The 19,756-nt window shown below is 44.4% G+C and carries 17 protein-coding genes; 12 read left to right on the top strand and 5 right to left on the bottom strand.

Annotation, left to right across the window (positions count from 1 at the left end):
- The first annotated feature begins 37 nt into the window (after positions 1-37).
- The 8 genes from nagA to AC503W_RS16015 all read left to right on the top strand — a co-directional run bounded on the left by nagA (position 38) and on the right by AC503W_RS16015 (position 6,941).
- The gene (gene nagA / locus AC503W_RS16050) at positions 38-1,231 is read left to right on the top strand and encodes an N-acetylglucosamine-6-phosphate deacetylase (protein ID WP_427687844.1); all 1,194 of its coding nucleotides are present in this window, start codon (positions 38-40) and stop codon (positions 1,229-1,231) included.
- Between the two features lies 1 nt (position 1,232).
- The gene (gene nagB / locus AC503W_RS16045) at positions 1,233-1,970 is read left to right on the top strand and encodes a glucosamine-6-phosphate deaminase (protein WP_427687414.1); all 738 of its coding nucleotides are present in this window, start codon (positions 1,233-1,235) and stop codon (positions 1,968-1,970) included.
- Between the two features lie 125 nt (positions 1,971-2,095).
- Positions 2,096-3,493 (top strand): right-handed parallel beta-helix repeat-containing protein, encoded by a 1,398-nt coding sequence (locus AC503W_RS16040; RefSeq protein WP_494914900.1) that lies wholly within the window; start codon positions 2,096-2,098, stop codon positions 3,491-3,493.
- Between the two features lie 141 nt (positions 3,494-3,634).
- Positions 3,635-4,408, top strand: coding sequence for a class D beta-lactamase (gene blaOXA / locus AC503W_RS16035; protein WP_494917376.1), 774 nt, complete (start codon positions 3,635-3,637; stop codon positions 4,406-4,408).
- 230 nt (positions 4,409-4,638) lie between these two features.
- On the top strand, positions 4,639-5,424 hold the full coding sequence (locus AC503W_RS16030) for an SDR family oxidoreductase (RefSeq protein WP_402957641.1): 786 nt from the start codon (positions 4,639-4,641) through the stop codon (positions 5,422-5,424).
- A gap of 100 nt (positions 5,425-5,524) precedes the next feature.
- A complete protein-coding gene (locus tag AC503W_RS16025; RefSeq protein ID WP_427687408.1) occupies positions 5,525-6,019 on the top strand; it encodes a hypothetical protein in 495 nt (164 codons plus the stop codon).
- Between the two features lie 139 nt (positions 6,020-6,158).
- Positions 6,159-6,512 (top strand): hypothetical protein, encoded by a 354-nt coding sequence (locus AC503W_RS16020; RefSeq protein ID WP_403122407.1) that lies wholly within the window; start codon positions 6,159-6,161, stop codon positions 6,510-6,512.
- Between the two features lie 228 nt (positions 6,513-6,740).
- Positions 6,741-6,941: a YkvA family protein gene (locus AC503W_RS16015; protein WP_427687405.1), complete on the top strand. Its 201-nt coding sequence runs from the start codon at positions 6,741-6,743 to the stop codon at positions 6,939-6,941.
- Positions 6,942-7,024: 83 nt separating this feature from the next.
- Here the strand turns inward: AC503W_RS16015 and AC503W_RS16010 are convergent, their stop codons facing one another.
- Both AC503W_RS16010 and AC503W_RS16005 read right to left on the bottom strand, forming a co-directional pair.
- On the bottom strand, positions 7,025-11,350 hold the full coding sequence (locus tag AC503W_RS16010) for a S8 family serine peptidase (RefSeq protein ID WP_427687404.1): 4,326 nt from the start codon (positions 11,348-11,350) through the stop codon (positions 7,025-7,027).
- Positions 11,351-11,766: 416 nt separating this feature from the next.
- A complete protein-coding gene (locus tag AC503W_RS16005) occupies positions 11,767-13,830 on the bottom strand; it encodes a BclA C-terminal domain-containing protein (RefSeq protein WP_494914897.1) in 2,064 nt (687 codons plus the stop codon).
- 180 nt (positions 13,831-14,010) lie between these two features.
- On the opposite strand from AC503W_RS16005, the gene AC503W_RS16000 reads away from it, so the two are divergent.
- The gene (locus AC503W_RS16000; RefSeq protein ID WP_427688128.1) at positions 14,011-14,736 is read left to right on the top strand and encodes a ZIP family metal transporter; all 726 of its coding nucleotides are present in this window, start codon (positions 14,011-14,013) and stop codon (positions 14,734-14,736) included.
- A gap of 189 nt (positions 14,737-14,925) precedes the next feature.
- On the opposite strand, the gene AC503W_RS15995 is transcribed toward AC503W_RS16000, so the two are convergent.
- Complete coding sequence (locus tag AC503W_RS15995) at positions 14,926-15,270, bottom strand: DUF2178 domain-containing protein (RefSeq protein WP_427688130.1); 345 nt, start codon at positions 15,268-15,270, stop codon at positions 14,926-14,928.
- Positions 15,260-15,499 carry a helix-turn-helix transcriptional regulator gene (locus AC503W_RS15990; protein WP_427688132.1) on the bottom strand — a complete coding sequence of 80 codons (240 nt, stop codon included), beginning with the start codon at positions 15,497-15,499 and terminating at the stop codon, positions 15,260-15,262. Before AC503W_RS15990 ends, AC503W_RS15995 begins: the two co-directional genes overlap by 11 nt.
- Before the next feature lie 244 nt (positions 15,500-15,743).
- Between AC503W_RS15990 and AC503W_RS15985 the strand changes: the two genes are divergently transcribed.
- Positions 15,744-16,145 carry a DUF2500 domain-containing protein gene (locus tag AC503W_RS15985; RefSeq protein ID WP_427688134.1) on the top strand — a complete coding sequence of 134 codons (402 nt, stop codon included), beginning with the start codon at positions 15,744-15,746 and terminating at the stop codon, positions 16,143-16,145.
- Positions 16,146-16,173: 28 nt separating this feature from the next.
- Positions 16,174-16,377, top strand: a complete 204-nt coding sequence (locus AC503W_RS15980) for a zinc ribbon domain-containing protein (RefSeq protein WP_402873610.1) — start codon at positions 16,174-16,176, stop codon at positions 16,375-16,377.
- A gap of 167 nt (positions 16,378-16,544) precedes the next feature.
- On the opposite strand, the gene AC503W_RS15975 is transcribed toward AC503W_RS15980, so the two are convergent.
- Positions 16,545-17,156: a TetR/AcrR family transcriptional regulator gene (locus tag AC503W_RS15975; RefSeq protein WP_427688136.1), complete on the bottom strand. Its 612-nt coding sequence runs from the start codon at positions 17,154-17,156 to the stop codon at positions 16,545-16,547.
- Between the two features lie 1,287 nt (positions 17,157-18,443).
- Between AC503W_RS15975 and ltrA the strand changes: the two genes are divergently transcribed.
- The gene (ltrA, locus tag AC503W_RS15970; protein WP_427685931.1) at positions 18,444-19,706 is read left to right on the top strand and encodes a group II intron reverse transcriptase/maturase; all 1,263 of its coding nucleotides are present in this window, start codon (positions 18,444-18,446) and stop codon (positions 19,704-19,706) included.
- The last annotated feature ends 50 nt before the right edge of the window (positions 19,707-19,756 follow it).

Raw genomic sequence — 19,756 nt, 5'->3', positions numbered from 1 at the left:
ATGGATAAGAGAAGGGGATTTTGTGAAGATCAATCAAATGAAATGCATGATCTTTAAGAATATAACGATTTACAGTGAAAGAAAAAGGATTGAATGTGGGTTTTTAATGGCGAAGGATGGAAAAATCGTTGCCTTTGGTTCTATGGATGATATTAATGACTTAGAGTTTAAGGGTGAGGTCATTGATTTTCATGCCCTGCCGGATTATAAGGTGATACCGGGAATGATCGACATTCATATTCATGGCGTAAATGGCGCCGATACCATGGACGCAACGCAGGAAGCGTTAAAGCGCATGGCTGAAGCCCTTCCGGGGGAAGGGACGACGAGTTTTTTAGCGACCACCATGACACAGGAACCCCAAGCCATCGAGAACGCGTTAATGAATGCCGGTCAGTACATCGATGACCATCAGCCAGCGGGAATGGCTGAAATCGTTGGCATTCATTTAGAAGGGCCCTTCGTCAATCCAAAGATGGCCGGGGCACAGCCAGCGCAATATATGATCGATCCGGATCTACACATCTTTAAAAAGTGGAATGAGTTATCGAATGATCATGTCAAAGTCGTTACGCTTGCACCGGAACAGCCAGGTGGAAGCGAATTAATCCGTTATTTAAAGGAACATGGAGTTGTGGCCTCCATTGGCCATTCAGATGCGACCTATGACGAAGTGGATCAAGCGATTACGGATGGCGCCACCCAAGTCACGCATCTGTTTAATCAAATGAAAGGCCTGCATCACCGTGAACCGGGAGTGGCCGGAGCGGCACTTTTACGTGACGAATTGAAAGCGGAAATGATCCTGGATGGCATTCATGTCCGTCCGGAAATCGTCAAGCTTGCCTATAAACAAAAGTCAAAAGAAGGGCTCCTTTTAATCACCGATTCCATGCGGGCGAAGTGCCTGAAAAACGGAACCTACGATTTAGGGGGCCAAGACGTGACGGTGAAAGATGGGAAGGCGGTTCTTACGGACGGGACACTGGCAGGGAGCATCCTGAAAATGGGGCAAGCGGTTAAGAACCTCTTATCCTATACGAATTGTCCGCTTGAAGATGCCATTGAAATGGCGGCCCTGAACCCGGCCAAACAGCTTCAACTTGATGATAGAAAAGGAAGCATCCGAGTAGGGAAAGATGCGGACTTAGTCATTTTGAACGAGGAAAATGAAGTGGTCATGACCATCTGTAGAGGAGAAATGGCATATAGCATAATGGAGGTTGAATAATATGGAAATCGTTGAAGCTCAAAACTATGATGAAATGAGCCAGAAAGCAGCATACCTTATTCTGGACAAAGTAAAACGGACACCTTCTCTTGTATTGGGCCTTGCGACTGGAGGAACGCCGGTCGGGACGTATCAACACTTAGTGAAGGACTATCAGGAACATCAGACCTCCTATCGCCATGTTCATACCGTGAACCTGGACGAATATGTAGGAGTGGAAAAGGATCATCCCACTAGTTACCATACATATATGAAGGACCATCTCTTTAACCATATCGATATCCCGATCAAACAAACTCATTTGCCGGATACCATGGCACCAGACTTACAAGCAGAATGTCAAAGGTATGAAGAGCTCATTGAAAACCTTGGTGGGATAGACCTTCAGCTATTGGGGATTGGGGTGAATGGCCATATTGGATTCAATGAGCCAGGCACACCTTTTGCCTCCACCACGAATGTAGTGGAGCTTACAGCCTCCACAAGAGAAAAGAATGCCCGCTATTTTGATAATCCCTTCGACGTACCAAAACACGCGGTAACGATGGGAATCTCGACGATCATGAAGAGTAAACAAATCGTACTCCTCGTGTCCGGAAAGCAAAAGGCCCATATTTTATACAAACTACTATCTGAACCAACCAATGAGCAAGTCCCAGCTTCCATCCTAAAACAACACGAAAATGTAATGATTATTGCCGATCAAGAAGCTTTGGCGGAACTCAAACAGAACTGTTAACGGGGTTGCAATGATCTTGCCGTTCCGTATGATAAGGTTAACCAGTTTTTATTGGTTAACCTTTTTTTGTTGAAGATTCTTAGGATTTATTATGTAAGACAATCAGAAGATGAGGGGGCACGAACTTGAACAAGAAAAGAAGAGCCGTACTGTTTCTTTTGTTAGCTTTTTCTATTGGGCTTGTCCTTTATGGACTATCCGGGCAAGCCACTCAGGAAAATAACAAATTGTATGTGTCTTCCGCTGGGGATGACAAAAACGTCGGAAGTAAGAAAGAACCTTTAAGAACCATACAGAAAGCCGTCGATTTAGCAAAACCGGGTACAACTGTCCATGTTCGAAAAGGAGTCTACAATGAACAAGTCGTCATACGGAAATCCGGGAAAGAAAATGCCCCTATCACCATCAAGGCCCACCCAAACGAAAAGGCGATCATCGATGGGAGGGGCCTAAAGGTTTCATGGGATGACCAGGGCTTAGTATCGATACATAATCAAAGCTATGTCACCATCGATGGATTAGACATCCAACATTATAAAACCGAACAAGAGGATTTAGTGCCAATCGGAATATCCGTTAGCGGAAGCGGAAAGGGTATCCGTATTTTGCGTAATCAAGTTCATCATATTGAAACACTTCATGAAAACGGGAATGCCCATGGGATTGCTGTGTATGGCACCGAAGCACCGCAAGCGATTGAAGATATCATCCTTTCAGGCAATACACTAGAAGAGATGAAACTGGGTGCCAGTGAAACGTTGGTGCTGAATGGTAATATATCAAACTTCCAGGTTACAAATAACATCGTCAGGAGAAATGACAATATCGGAATCGATGTTATTGGGTTTGAAGGTGTGTCTCCTGTTGAAAAATTCGATCAGGCAAGGAACGGTATCATCCGTAACAACACAGTCTATGAAATATCCAGTTACGGAAATCCAGCCTACGGAAACCAATATGCGGCTGGCGGAATTTATGTCGACGGGGGTAAAGATATCGTGATCGAGAAGAATAGGGTGTATAAAAACGATATAGGAGTCGAAGCGGCTAGCGAGCATGAGGGCAAAGTTACACGTTCCATCACCATCCAAAACAATTCGATTTATGAAAATAGAAGTGCGGGCATTGCAATAGGAGGGTATGACAGGAAAAGAGGAAGCACCATAAACAGTACAATTACCGACAACGTCCTGTATAAAAATGATACGGAATTTCAAGAGGGCGGACAGATTTTGCTTCAATATCAAGCAAACCATAATAGAATCGAAAATAACATCATGATCGCCGGTGATTCCAATCTCCTTATCAGCAACCCTTTCAAGCAAAACAAAGGGAACATGCTAGATAACAATGTCTATTACCTGCATGGGGGAGAGAAAGAAACGCGTTGGATATGGAAAACGGAAGAGATCATGGGGTTCTCTGCCTTTAAAAAGAGAAGTCTTCAAGACACGAATAGTATGTTTCAGAAGCCGAAGTTCGTGAATGAAAGGAAACGTGATTTCCGGCTCAAGTCCGAATAAATTCGGTTAACGGTATAATAGCATCATTTTGGATTTTCCATATTTTTGTTATATTTAAAGTGATAGATTGGCAGGAAATATAGTCAGAGGGAGGAAGGGAATATGAATAATAGAAGGAATTTGTTTTTTTTCTTAGCGTGCATGAGTGCAGTGGTTCTATTCATTACAAGTGTTCTACAGCCAAGTGAAGCGAACGCTGCCAAGGGCAACATGAATCTTAAGAAGCTGGAAGTCGATGAATTCTTTACGAACCATGACGGAACATTCATATTACGCGATTTGAAAAAAGAAAAGACATTCGTCTATAACGAGGAACGCGCGAATCAACGGTTTGCACCGCAATCGACTTTCAAAGTGCCAAATTCCTTGATTGGCTTGCAAGTTGGCGCTGTAGAAGATGAATATGACATTAAGTATTGGGATGGTGTGGAGCGGGAAATCGAGGCTTGGAACCAAGATCATACGCTCGGGTCTGCGATGAGGAATTCTGTCGTTTGGTATTATCAAGCGATGGCTCGTGACATTGGAGAGAAGCAAATGGAGGAATGGGTTCGTACCATATCTTATGGCAACCAAGATAGTAGTGGAGGCATCGACCAGTTCTGGTTAAGCAGTTCACTCGAAATTTCACCAATAGAACAAGTAGACTTTATGGAGAAACTATATAAAGAGAACCTTCCCTTTGATAAGGATGTCATGAAAACCGTGAAGCGCATGATGATCCAGAAGGAAGGCGATGACTTTACCCTTTACGGGAAAACAGGGCAAGGGTCAGGGATAGGCTGGTATGTCGGTTTTATCAAAACAGACAATCATGCGTATAGTTTTGCTACGAATATTGCCGGAACAAGCACGGACGCTAAAACCATCACAATGGACATTTTAAAGAAGTACCACGTAATGACAACAGAATGAAACAAAGAATTAGAGGATAGGGTGTTGAAATAAAGGCATGCATCCTCTTTTTTTTATACATACTAGATTAATCACTGAGTCAGGAGTTGTCTTTTAAAGAAGATTTTTCGTGTTCCGTCAATTCATTCTGACAATTTTTACAGTGAATATTATCTGAAAAACGAATGACTGAAACCAGGTAGGGAAGAATATCAGCGAGTCTGATTACTTTTTTTAATGGAGGAATGAAGATGAACAATCGTTTTGACGATAAAGTCGTGCTGATTACAGGAGCCGGATCCGGACTGGGACAGGCTTCTGCCCTGCAAGTGGCCAAAGAAGGGGCGAAACTTTCCTTGGTCGATGTGAAAAGTGATTCCTTGGAAACAACGGAAAAATTGATTCGTGAAGCGGTCCCCAAGGCGGAAGTGCACTTGATTACGGCGGACGTTTCAAAGGAAGGTGATGTGAAGAAGTATGTGGATGAAACGGTGGATCGATTCGGCCGCATCGACAGTTTCTTCAATAACGCCGGGATCGAAGGGAAACAGAACCTGACGGAGGATTATGGAATCGATGAGTTCCGCAGAGTGGTGGGGGTGAACCTGAACGGGGTTTTCTTCGGGATGAAGTATGTACTGGAAATCATGAAAAAGCAGAAGTTCGGCACAATTGTCAATACGGCATCTGTCGGTGGAATCCGCGGCGTGGGGAACCAATCAGGCTATGCGGCAAGTAAGCATGGTGTCGTCGGATTGACCAGAAACTCCGGAATCGAGTATGGCCAGTACGGCATCAGCATCAAGGCGATCGCTCCGGGTGCGATCATGACGCCGATGGTCGAAGCTTCCTTGAAACAGATGGGTGGCGAGAATTGGGAGGCAGCCGGTAAGGAATTCGTCAGCGTCAACCCGATGAAACGCTTTGGGAAACCGGAAGAGGTCGGGTACTTGGTCGCTTTCCTTCTTTCCGAACAGGCAACCTTCATCAATGCCGCCGTCATTCCAATCGACGGTGGACAGTCGTATAAATATTAAGTAGTAAGCCATGATCTTTTCGCTCAAAGCGAAAGGGTCTTTTTTATTGAATTGCGTTCCTTCTATTAATAAGGTATGAATGATAATAGGGCGATTTCAAATGGGGGACACGACACGAGTGGAAACGAAAATCCTGTTTTATAAAAGATATGAAGGAAAAGCAAAGGCTATTGATTATGTTAATTGGGCCTATCAAAAATTAATAGATGGGTCTTCGGTGGACTCATTAAAAACCCTAGCATCCTTTAGAGAACCGCTTAACCAATTCGAGGTAGAGGATTATTTTCAAAGGGTGATAAAAGAATGGAAAATGCCGGTGCCTACACATGAAGAGTGTGCGAAGGCCTACTTGCATCATTTATTACGACAAATCGTCGGGGAAGATAGACATGTCACGCATATAGCTTACGAAGTGTATGAAGTGGTTCGCGAACACTTTAATGAGCTGAATGTATGGTATGACATTAGTGAAATGATAGACGAATTTCATTGTGGGGAAAATAGACTAAGAGGGAACCTAACGTGGGAGCAGTTTCTTTCCATGATCAAGCGAGAAGCAGAAAAACAATTAGAAAGTGAATTCTTCCTCCAGTAAAGGTGCTATAGACTTACGGAGAGACCACTTATTGTAGGTAGGATTTCCTTTGTTGGAGGAAACGTAATAAACTTTTTCAATTCTTCCGTCCAAGTGGCATATACATATAAGCGATCTTGTAATGAGAAGGAGGATTGCTTTGGACGGAGTAACGTTATATGATATCTTCTTCATCGTGGCGACCGAAATCATCTTGCTTGCGACAGTGGTGCTTACCTTACTTTGGGTCATCCGGGCACGGAAGGAAAAGGTTCATTTTCTACTTGCATTTATCATTATTGCTTTTCAGCTTGTATGGAATGTCGCATCCAACTATTTCATGATGACCGCGATTTTGATTCCAGGTGTATCGGTGGTTCTGATGTTGACCTGGAGGCTTTTCATCCGGGATGAATACACGAAAAGCCGGTTGTTCAGTGCGGCGCTTCTGCTACAGGGTATCTGGTTTGTTTTGTATATCGTCGTGCTAATCGAAAACTGGTTAGGTTTTTAGCCATCGGAAGGCCCTTACATGGTGAGGGTCTTTTTATTTAGACTGAATGTCGGATTACTGGTGTTGAATGTTGAATTATTGGCGTGAATGTTGAATTATTAGCTTGAATGTCGAATTAATCCGATCTATGGTTGAATTCTAACGATTACAGCTCTGTTTAAGAATCGATTTTCCATGAATTGTGCGCTATACTGAATGAAACTCGTCTTAAAGGAGATTGACCAGCCCGTGTTTAATAGATTAACGAAGAAAACAAAGGTAGCTCTAGTAGCTTCCATCTTATATGTGATTGTACCGACGGATCTCATTCCGGATTTTATAGTAGGTTTCGGACAGGTTGATGACGCAGCTGTACTGCTCTACCTAGGCAAATGTTTATACACAGATTTGTTTACCAAGAAGTCTCGTCCTGACGTCTTAAAAGGGTAGTAGATTAATAGGTAAAAGTTACTTAATCATAAAAAAAAAGCCATGCTCCCAGCCGATAGGCTGGAAGGCATGGCTTTTTCTTTTTACTTTTGAGCGTTAATCCAAAGCTTACCTGTTGCTCTTTGTGTTGTAACATTACCGTAGCTATCTTGGGCTTTTACCTCAACGACGGCACCTGGTGCTTTTACATTCGTCGTGGCTGTGTAGTAGCCGACATAATGTCCTGCTGATGTTTCTTTCATTGGTAATTCCGTTGCATTGGCAACGCCACCTGCATTTGTCAAAGGCATCAAGATGGAGAAATCTGCGGTTAGGCCTGGTTCACTGTCAAATTCGATTTTGACGGATTCCCCATTTTTTAAGACCTTATCCTGATTTGGCACTAAACCAGAGATTTCTGGAGCTGTGAATTTCACATCGATGGAAATGGTTTTCGTGACTGAATTGCCTGCCTTATCAAGTGCGACTACCTTGATTTTATTGATTCCTTCGTCAAGTAGAAGGCGATAAGAGAATGTGTTATCTTTCACTTCGGCCTTCTTCCCGTTCACTTTAACTGAATCCAGGTTTTCATCCGAGATGGTACCCTTCACGGTTACCGTTTCGCGGTTTACTTTGCTGCCATCAGTTGGTGAAGTAATGGCGAGTGTTGGCTTTTTCGTATCCAATATCACCGTTACAGGAGCGGATGCCTCAGTCGTGCCTTGGCTAGTCCGAGCTTTTGCAGTCAACGTGTTTTCCCCGTTGTTTAATGTGACAGGGACGGAGAATGTTCCTTCATCAGTAGAATCTGTTGTTGCCACTTTTTCTCCTTTGTTGAAAATATCCACTTTCGTTGTCGGTGCGGATGTACCTTCAACGGTCACTTCTTTTTGATTCGAATAAGAACCATCTTTAGGAGAGGTGATGACAGGTTCTTTTACTTCGTAATCGACCGTTGCCCGAATCATGTAATTTCCTTCTTCAGCTGGGGCTGGTGACCAAGCACCGCTTACACCCTGCCAGCTTCGGCCTGCATTCGGTCCATCTTCATCTGTAGCTAGACCTGGTGCATTCGGATTGGCTTTTGTTTGGGTATAAACCATAAAGAAGTCGCCTTCAACCATGATGCCATGTTCGCTAAGATCAACATGTGTCCATTGACCGTTACGTAAGGCCGTTTCGGTGAAAGGTCCAGCGATTTTCTTGCCAGGTGATCCGTCTGTTCCAGAAGCATCATATACGGAAACTTGGAACTCAGTCCCACCTGGGGTAGGCCATGTTGTATCCCAGAAGCGTAAAAGAGCGCCGGTTACATTGGCCGTTTTATTCCCTGAAGCCAAGGACATTTTCACAGCCCAGCTGTTGCCTGCCGCATTATAGGCACGGGCGTTTTCAGCTGTTCCATCATCATATTTGATTTCATCCGGGTACCCGATGAACGGTTTAAGTTCGATGTTTTTCGTGGTAGTTTCTTCAGAAATCGTCACGGATGCTTCATTGCCGTAATAAGAAGGAGCCATGACTTTTAACGTGTAAGTTCCTTCATAAGCAGTTAGTGAGTACTCACCGTCTGCATTTGTCGTTACTGGTTGGATAGCCGCATCCTCAAGAAGGTAAACGGTAGCACCAGCGACTGGTTCACCAGTTACTTTATTGGTGATGGTACCATTGATCGTTCCTTTAGGAATTTCCTGAAGGGTAAAGTTAGCTGTTGAAGTTGCATCCTGTTCGACGTTCACTCGCGCTGTTTGTGAACGATACCCATATGTTTCTGCTTGCATCGTATACGTACCTGTTGCATGTGTAAGTTGGTATGATCCATCTTGTGGGTTTGTATACACAGAACGACCGGTTTCTAAAACACTTACCTGTGCCTGTAATGGAAGAAGCACGGGTGCCGGTTGTTCTTTTTCAGCTTCTTTTTCTTCTTTTTCGATAACTGGCTTGATTTTGTCAGGATTAACTTGCGGTTTAGCTGATACCGAAGAGTCAGACTTATTGACGCCTAATCCTGCTTTTGCTTTTGTCGTTGGTAGAATCGAAGTATTGGCCAATTTAACATCATCGATATACCAGCCCGGTTTTTGGACGGAGCTATCTGTTGTGACATTAAAGGCGATATAGATTCGTTCTCCAGCATATTCGCTTAGGTTGACTTCTCCGTCGACCCAATTATTGGACTTATCATTGAAACGGGCAGCTTGTACCCAGTTCGTTTCGTCTGTGGAAATGAAGACATGACCGAAATCATAGTTCCTTTCCAGTTCGTACCAGTGCTTGAATTGTAAATAGCTTGTGCCTTCTGGTACATCGACCGGAGGCATGGCCAGGCTCATGTTGGCGCTATTTGCATAGTTTCCAGCCAGGTTTGTAGCATAGACCTTCTGACCGGATGCTGCTGATCCAGGTCCGCTTGTCGGAATGCCCCATTCCCAGTTATTGTTTGTGCCATAAGAATTCCATCCAGTTGGATTTTCTTCAAAATCCTCTGTATAGCCCACGCTGATTCCAGGTAATAGTTCAATGGAATAAGCATTGGAAGTCGTGACGGAGCCACCAAAATCTGTTGCGATCCATTTATAAGTGACTGTATTTCCAGTCAAATCAGCACCTGGGATCGTGGCTTCGTACGTTCCAGACTTATAATCGCCATTCTTTCTTTCTGCCTTGACTTCAGCCCAGCTTCCGTCCGCTTTTTTGTAGCTGAGTTTAACGGCAGTGACACTTACATTATCTGATACTTCAGCTTGAAGCTTTAGGTTCATTTCTTTATACGAATTTTCTGGTGCTTCATGAGAAATGACGGCTGCTTCTGTGTCATCACCAGACTTGGTTACTTGACCTTCGATTTTACCCAGTCCGCTTACAACGGAAGAGACCGCGTCAAATGCGTTTACTAGGCCATAACCATATGCATGATTAGGCGTTGTCGGGTAATTGCTGTCTGTCAAAGGTGTCGCCGTTGTCAGTAGAATTTCCTCAAGTTGGTCAACGGTTAAGCTGGCATTTACCTGTCTTAATAGAGCAGCGACTGCCGTGACATGAGGGCCAGCCATCGATGTTCCATTCCATCCGCCTTCATAGCCACCACCGGAAACAGCAGAACGGATGTTAACGCCAGGTGCTGAAATATCCGGTTTGATTTCCCCGTATGGAGATGGACCCCGTAAAGAGAAATTTCCGACTACGTTGTTAATGTCTGTTGCGCCAGTGGCAAAAGACTCCGGATAGTTCGCTGGGTTAGCTACTGAACCAGCTCCGCCGGGATTCGATGCTGTCGTATTACCTGCAGAAAATTCAGGGAAGATTTCAGCTGCTTTCCAAGCTTGTACCATTGGACGGTACCACTCGTCAAGACCAGCTCCGCCTCCCCAAGAGTTATTGACAACATCCGGTGCTTTCTCCGGATGAGGATTGCCTGCCGCATCTTTTGGGGCGATGATCCATTCACCGGCTTCCAATAAATCAATATCAGAACCTCCAGCTGCAGAAAACGCCTTAACTGCGATGAATTTAGCGCCTGGAGCCACACCGATTTGATTGGATCCATTTGGCTCAGAGCCTACCATTGTACCGATTGTGTGCGTTCCATGATCTAAATCATCATATGGGGAAGCTTGTCCGCTCACCGCATCGAACCAGTTGTATTCATTGTTTGCGACATCTGGGTTGGCAGGGTTATAGCCGCGGTACTTGGTTTTTAATGCCGGGTGGTTCCATTGGACACCTGTATCGATAGAAGCAATAACGGTTCCTGCTCCATCAATGCCCATATCCCATACGGCCGGAGCCCCGATTTTTTCGATGTTCCACTCAATGGAAGATGTGTCTGCTTTGGTTTTACTTGCATTTGGGATTGTAACAGCTTTAGCAGCGATGGTCTTGCTTGCCGGTTTAATAAGCTGTCTTGTTTCATTCGGCATGATTTTATCTACTTCCGGAAGGATGGCGAGTTGCTCCATAACTTCCTTCGTGGCTGTCACGGCAATCGCATTAACGATATAAAAAGATTGAATATCCTTTGCCTTGCCGGCTTTTTCTTGTTTTTCTAAGTAGTTCTTGATATCGACTTGTGTTTCAAGAGCAGTGGCACGAAGCTCCGAAACCACACTCGACCGTTTAAGTAACTTAGCATTGTTTGCAGATAGCTTTTGTGATTTGGCTGTTTTGGCAGCTTTTGAGGAGACGTCCTTGGTGTCTACTTGTTTTTTGAGTTTAACGAGAAAGGTTACCTTTTCATCTTTTTCAAACTGCTTTAGGACCTTGGAGGCCACTTTCTTTTGATTCTTTCCCGCTAATTCATCTTTAGCAGAGGTGTGGAGTTTGTTTGTAGATGCAGCGATGGAGTTTGTTGGAATGATCAGTGATCCAATAAGCATGATGACGAATGCTATTGCTAACCACTTCGTCCTTCGTTTCTTTCGCAAGTCAATTCCCCCTTATTCTATTTTCAAAGAACAGCACCTTTGGCCAATCTAACAGGTACCTTGCACCTCCATTCTTTTTAGTTGGCCAGTATGTAGAACACAGATGTTCCCATAATGATAGCAAACGGATGAATGAGAAAAATGTCGGATTATAGGGCGATAAACTCGAATCAGCCAAAATGAATAGTTTGTAGGAACATCAATTATGGGAAAATAAGGATTAATACCTTCTCCTTTTCACGTAAGGGTGGTAAATTATAGAAAAAACATGCTAATTTACGAGTGTCTAAAGAACTTTGCTTATATGGGATATTAAAAAATGGTAAAAAAATACTGTTTAGCGCAAGTGGAGAGGTGGGTTTCAAGGAAAAACTCCCCATCATAAACAATGGGGAGTTTATATAGAGTATTCGTGCTTAATCCAACTTTCTAAGAAGAATAGAAGCGTTCGTGTTTGTTTGTGTGCCTCCTGCTTGTGTCTGAAGAGTGACTTGGTTCGGAGATAAGTTACGCAAGTTAAGAACATCGCCCTCAGCTAAGGTGACCAATACCTGGCCGGTGTTTTCCTGGGCACCTGAACCAGATCCGTACACGGAACCCGGAACCAATGTGTCATTTACTAATAAACCAAATTGGTTAGGCTCTAAAGTCGATACCGAGAAAGTAACTTCGTAGGTTCCTGGTGTGGTAACGGTTATATCGGGTGAACCTGCTGCATGCGTAATACCCGGTGTAATTGTTCCATTTGTATCAAAAGTAACATCCGTTCCAGCAGCCACTGTTTGAGCTCCTGTATTGTAAACAAATCCGAACTCTGCCAAACCTGTACCCGTTACGCCAGTCGCACCCGTGGCTCCAGTCGCGCCAATGTCGCCAGTAGGTCCCGTGGCTCCAGTCGCGCCAATGTCGCCAGTAGGTCCCGTGGCTCCAGTCGCGCCAATGTCGCCAGTAGGTCCCGTGGCTCCAGTCGCACCAATGTCACCAGTAGGTCCCGTGGCTCCAGTCGCACCAATGTCACCAGTAGGTCCCGTGGCTCCAGTCGCACCAATGTCACCAGTAGGTCCCGTGGCTCCAGTCGCGCCAATGTCGCCAGTAGGTCCCGTGGCTCCAGTCGCGCCAATGTCGCCAGTAGGTCCCGTGGCTCCAGTCGCGCCAATGTCGCCAGTAGGTCCCGTGGCTCCAGTCGCACCAATGTCACCAGTAGGTCCCGTGGCTCCAGTCGCACCAATGTCACCAGTAGGTCCCGTGGCTCCAGTCGCACCAATGTCACCAGTAGGTCCCGTGGCTCCAGTCGCGCCAATGTCGCCAGTAGGTCCCGTGGCTCCAGTCGCGCCAATGTCGCCAGTAGGTCCCGTGGCTCCAGTCGCGCCAATGTCGCCAGTAGGTCCCGTGGCTCCAGTCGCACCAATGTCACCAGTAGGTCCCGTGGCTCCAGTCGCACCAATGTCACCAGTAGGTCCCGTGGCTCCAGTCGCACCAATGTCACCAGTAGGTCCCGTGGCTCCAGTCGCGCCAATGTCGCCAGTAGGTCCCGTGGCTCCAGTCGCGCCAATGTCGCCAGTAGGTCCCGTGGCTCCAGTCGCGCCAATGTCGCCAGTAGGTCCCGTGGCTCCAGTCGCACCAATGTCACCAGTAGGTCCCGTGGCTCCAGTCGCACCAATGTCACCAGTAGGTCCCGTGGCTCCAGTCGCACCAATGTCACCAGTAGGTCCCGTGGCTCCAGTCGCGCCAATGTCGCCAGTAGGTCCCGTGGCTCCAGTCGCGCCAATGTCGCCAGTAGGTCCCGTGGCTCCAGTCGCGCCCGTGGCTCCAGTCGCACCAATGTCGCCAGTAGGCCCAGTGGCTCCAGTCGCACCAATGTCGCCAGTAGGTCCCGTGGCTCCAGTCGCGCCAATGTCGCCAGTCGCGCCCGTGGCTCCAGTCGCACCAATGTCGCCAGTAGGCCCAGTGGCTCCAGTCGCACCAATGTCACCAGTAGCCCCTGTGGCACCGGTAGCGCCGGTAGCACCAGTTGCCCCAGCCCCCGTGGCGCCGGTAGTTCCCGTCGAACCAGTAGGTCCAGTAGCCCCTGTGGCACCGGTAGCGCCGGTAGCACCAGTTGCCCCAGCCCCCGTGGCGCCGGTAGTTCCCGTCGAACCAGTAGGTCCAGTAGCGCCGGTAGCGCCAGTAGCCCCGGTAGCACCAGTCGCTCCAGCTCCCGTGGCGCCAGTAGTTCCCGTCGGCCCAGTAGGTCCCGTTGTTCCTGTAACACCAGTAGCACCCGTTGGCCCCTCTACTTTCACTAGAACTTTTTGGATGATTCGTTGACCTTTTGTAGATTCACATCGACAATGCTCGTGGTTACATTTTGGGCATTTTTTTTGCTTTGGTTTTTCTTCTTTTCTTTTCCGCTCTGTACTTTCTTTATGGTCACATCTGCATTTACTATGACCACATTTTGGACATTTTTTATCTTTGTAACTCTTTTTATCTTTACTCATTTTAAGCCTCCTTCTAGAAACCATTCCATAGGTATACTATGTATCTAATAAAATATTGGGATGGGTACATGACACGAAATAGGTAATTTTTATAAATGTCTTTTAAACTTCCAAGCCTTATATTCGTTTGGCCGAGGGGCATCTTGGGTACTGACCTATAAAAAGAAAAGAGGAAGATCCATGTGGAACGCAGTTTTATGGGGTGGTGTTTCAGGTTCCGCCGTTTTGCTCGGGGCGCTTATGGCTTTATTTGTTCCAATTAAAAAGAAGGCGATTGGTTACATCATGGCATTTGGGACGGGCGTCTTGATCGGGGCAGCGGCCTATGAGCTTTTAGGCGATTCCGTTCGGGATGGGGGAATCATGGCAACGTCCATAGGTTTCATCGCGGGTGCCGCAGTATTTACCGGTTTGGATTTTCTTGTTTCCAAAAAGGGTGCATCTAAAAGGAAACGCTCCAATCATGCCTCTTCGAAGGAAGCGGGGCTGGCAATCTTCATTGGGACCGTGATGGATGCGATACCGGAATCAATCATGATCGGGGCCAGCTTGATCAGCGGCGGGTCGGTCAGTTGGTTGCTCGTCATCGCCATTTTCATCAGCAACATTCCAGAAGGACTTTCCAGTACGACGGGGTTAGTGAATAGCCACTATTCGAAGAAGAAAATCATGGCTCTCTGGTTTTCCGTATTGATGATTTCGGCCATGTCGTCACTGGGGGGCTATCTCTTCCTCGATCAAGCATCGGAAGCGATGATGGCAGGCATGGCAGCCTTTGCGGGTGGAGGGATCATTGCCATGGTTGCGTCCACCATGATGCCTGAAGCGTATGAAGACTCAGGTCCCATCACGGGGATCTTCGCTTCAGCGGGGCTGCTCGTTTCACTGGTTCTGGATTCGATGTGAGTCTAAAAGAATACAGCATTTAATAAAATGGATAATGGATAAGCGTATCCCTCCTAATCTATTCAAAACAGCCACCTCCAGAAAGGAAGTGGCTGTTTTGCTATGGGAGCAACGTCCCTGTTCCCAGTTGTTGAACGGTCAAGGTGCTCTCTTTCTCTTATTTATGTTCGGAGTTCATCCAGCACATGATTAGTTTGAAAAATCCTTTTTATATCGAAAGGCCAAATATATTCCTGAAGCGATGAAAGCAAAAGAATATTTGAATAGGAAGAAGATTTGCCACATATATTCTTTCGGGAAAATGATGTCGCATAAAACGACTCCATATAGCATGATGAGGGACGCTTTTAAGGATATTTGGATGTTCCTTTCGTCAACCGCCCCCATTTTTTTATAGAATACATAGATGAGAATCACTCCGACTATAAGTAATACAAAGCTAGTGCCAATAAGCATATTCCAATTGCCAGTTGATTTATCCGTCCAGGCTTTTAAAGGATAGAAGGCTGCATTTGATAGTTCTTCAATTTTCATTTTGTTCACTCCCTTTCACATAAATAAAAAGATCGTTAACATCTACGTTAAAGAAATCAGCTATTCGAAAAGCTAAAACAAGAGAAGGTGAGTAATTATTCTTTTCCATTACATAAATGGTTTGTTTGGATACTCCCACAGCGGCGGCCAATTCTTTTTGAGACAATCTTTTTAAAACCCGGTGTTCATATACTTTATTTTCAACATAATCCTCATCTGCTTTCTTCAAGATCGTCACCTTCCTTTTATTACCATATTCTTACAGTACATTATACTTATAAAAAAGTAAAGTAAACTTATACAAAAGATAAATATTATTATGCAATTTAAGCTATAAAAAGGAAAAACGCTCGGGAATCTCAAGCGTTTTTTGAGTGTTTATTTGTATGCCAAACATACATTAATTGGATTTTATTTGGAACTTTCCTTCAGGTTATCCGTATAACTTATTATCAAAACAAGGAGGATACCATATGTACGATGTTGGTGGTGGGGATGGTCTTTTCACAGTGGCTCCAGCATTTATAGGGATTATTTTTGTTATCATTCTCATACTATTCATAGTGAATGCATTCAATGGCCTTAGCCAGTGGAAGAAAAATGAAGAATCGCCTCGTTTATCTGTTCCAGCACATGTCATAAGCAAACGGACGAATGTCACCAGGCATGATCATCTCCATGATCCCCATGTCCATTCGCAATCTTCCTCTTACTTTATTACATGGGAATTTGACAGTGGTGATCGAACGGAATTTCGTATTTCAGGCAAGGAGTTTGGTTTGCTTGCTGAAGGAGATATGGGCACGTTAACCTTCCAGGGAACAAGATTTATAGACTTTTCCAGGAAAAAACACACGCAAGAAAAATTTGATTGAATTCAATTGGATCGGGAGATGAGGAAACATGAGTGAAAAAGGGTGTATAAAATGCGGTAGTGATGATGCGGCTAAGAAGGACGTGGCAATGACGGGAACCGGATTGTCGAAGATGTTCGATGTCCAAAATAATCAATTCACGGTTGTGTATTGCAAGAAGTGCGGGTATTCGGAGTTTTATAATAGGCAATCTTCAACAGGAAGTAACCTGCTCGATTTATTCTTTGGTTGATTTGTGGAAGAGAAGGGGCTGTCCCAAAAGGCGGGAATGTCGATCACAACATTTCTGCCTTTTTTTTGCGTTGTTTTACTTGAAAAGGGACTCTTTTTAGGCTTCTTGTTTTTTCATTATGTATGTTTTTAAGAATGCTATCCGATAGTCATTATTTTAAGAAAGTATTAATTCACTTTGCCCATGGCTCTATAAAGGCTGCCAATCGCTAAACGGGTTAGTTGCAAGGCCATGTAGTGAGGGCTGTAAATCATGTTTTTTTCCACCCATACCTTTGTGATCCCTATGATGGATGAACTGCTAGAATCAAGCAATATATCTAAGGGGACTAGTAAACTTTGTTTCTTATTCATGCTTGAAATGCGGTGGTAAAGGTCCTCTCTAATCACTTTATACAATTTTTGAAGAAATTCTTCGGATTTGATTTTCGTGAACATGGTGTGGTAGAACTTTTGATTTGTAGCTATATTTTCAAAGAAAGACTCATAGTAGGGATCAGCCATTTCAAGACTGGACTGGTCATTTCCAAGGTTCGGCTTTGAAACCCTCAAGCATTCTTTTAATTCTGATAATTTTTCTTGGACCGTCTTATCTAACCAATCATATTTATCTTGATAATGTGCATAAAACGTGGAGCGGCTGATATTGGCTTGATTGGTGATGTCCTTGATGGATATTCGTGAAAATTCCGTTTCGGATAGTAGAGAAATAAAAGTTTCATAGATGACTTCACGGGTCCGGATGATTCGGCGATCTATAATCGGTTGATGGCTCTCCATTTTTTTTTCCTCCTCTAAACCTTGAAAGTAAAACGTAAAGGCGTTAATCGTATCAATCAGTCTTTTCTATTTAAATCATGAACGTCGATTGAAAAATCTGAAAGGGTGCCCATGTGTATCAATAATAGACCATCAATTCATATATAATCAATATGAATTGTTAGATTCATGATGGGTATTTGAGAAAGATAGCCTAGTCTCTTCCAAGCTGGACATTCGGCTCAGCATTATGGATGGACCATTTTCATATGGGAGGGAATATGAACAAAACAATATAAATCGTAATGTGGTTTTTCTTTATATAATCGAACACTTTCTCGTTCACTGTCCGCTAAACGTCAGAACCGCCTTAATTGTTTGTTGCAACGGTGTGAAGTCTTGCTATAATAAATATCAAATTCCGATTTTATTCATGTGATTTATAGGTATATACAACTTTACTAACTTTATATGTCGACTGGACTACCAGAGACTTTTATGTAGGCTTAAATCCCCTGATGTTTAAGCTAACAATAAAGGTGTCTGTTTTTTTTGTTTTATGCTTACGGTTTGATTGAATTTGGATGAAAAGAGTGGTTCGTAAGTGGTGGGCAAAGTAGACCTCGCTTTATTCAAAGCTTGAATGATGAACGTAGCGTATTTACTTGAAGGGAGAACGGTCAGTGCGGAGAAAAAAGTACAGTTATTCAAACTGGCCTGTGATCGAATGGGGAGCCCTTCGATCATAGCCTTGGTAGTGTGCCCGGCATGGGTGCAATCTATAGGGTGTGAGTCCCGAACCATGAAGGCAGTAGTAATGGTTAGCTTAATGCAAGGGTGTCCACGGTGACGTGGAATCTGAAGGAAGCAAGCGGCAAACCTCCGGTCTGAGGAACACGAACTTCATATAAGGCTAGGTATCATTGGATGAGTTTGCTGCACAAAACAAAGTCCATACTGCCGAAGGTGGTACAGAGTAAATGAAGCAGATAGGTGGAGGGAAAGATTGCACTCTTACCCGGGGAGGTCTGGTGACAACCAAGTAAACTTGGCAACCTGTCCAGTGATGGACAGCTGAATCATCAGAAGTCAGCAGAGGTCATAGTACTTATCTACTCGAGAAGATAAGGAAGGACCGAACAGATTAAGGAGGATAAATACTAGGCGTTCGTTATCTTGCAAAGAAGCAAACAATTCCAAACGGAACTTATTTGAAGGAAGAAGTGGTGAATACACGGGGAACTTCAAAAGGGCGGAGCAGATAAAGGCACAAATAGACCATTTATCCACGTAGAAAGGATATCAACGATGTTAATGGAACAGGTACTAGAAAGGGACAACTTAATACAGGCATTAAAGCGTGTAGAGAGAAATAAGGGAAGCCACGGAGTCGATGGAATGCCGGTTCAAAACCTGAGACCGCACCTCGTAACAGCGTGGCATCACATGAAAACATCCTTACTAGAGGGTACTTATCAACCGCAACCCGTCCGTCGTATCGAAATCCCGAAACCAAACGGCGGAGTTCGGTTATTGGGAATTCCCACCGTTCTTGACCGTTTCATTCAACAAGCGATTGCCCAGATATTGAACAAGATATACGACTCCACCTTTTCAGAGAATAGCTACGGATTTCGCCCTAATAAACAGGGCCACCAGGCTGTTCGAAAGGCGAAATCGTATATAGCCGAAGGGTATACATGGGTTGTAGATATGGACTTAGAGAAATTTTTCGATAAAGTGAATCATGATAAACTCATGGGAAAGCTTGAGCTGAAAATTGAAGATAAACGAGTTCTAAAACTGATTCGTAAATTCTTACAAGCAGGGATTATGATTGGCGGACTATTCCATAAGAGTAATGAGGGAACTCCGCAAGGGGGACCCTTAAGTCCTCTATTATCTAATATCATGTTAGATGAGTTAGATAAAGAACTGGAGAAGCGAAATCTTCGATTTGTGAGGTATGCGGATGACTGTAATGTCTTCGTAAAGACAAGAAAAGCGGCAAATCGAGCCATGAGTAACCTTTCCTCCTTCATAGAACGTAAACTAAAACTAAAGGTTAATTATGAGAAATCAAAGGTAGATCGTCCTTGGAATCGAACATTTCTCGGTTTTAGTTACACAAGGTCAAAGAAGAACCCGAAGGTTCGATTGGCACAACAAACGGTGAAGAGAGTGAAGAACCGAATCAGAGAAATGACCTCGAGGAAATCCCCGATACCCATGGAACTCAAAATAGGTAGGTTAAAACAGTACCTTAGAGGATGGGTAGGTTATTTTTCTCTCATTGATACTCCAAGTATATTGCGAAAATTAGATTCATGGATTCGAAGAAGGCTCAGAATGTGCCTCTGGAAACAGTGGAAACTCCCAAAGACGAGAGTACGAAAACTCAAAGGGCTTGGTGTACCTTCTAGAAAAGCATATGAATGGGGGAATAGTAGAAAGGGTTACTGGCGAATTACCCAAAGTCCTATTCTACATAAAACCCTCGACAATGCTTATTGGCACAATCAAGGGTTAGAAAGTTTATATGAACGATATACAAAACTACGTCAGACTTAAACTGAACCGCCGTATACCGAACGGTACGTACGGTGGTGTGAGAGGTCGGA

This window comes from Peribacillus suis, from assembly GCF_059384845.1.
The sequence above is the reverse complement of the archived record's forward strand: the minus strand, read 5'-3'. Positions and strand labels throughout refer to the sequence as shown.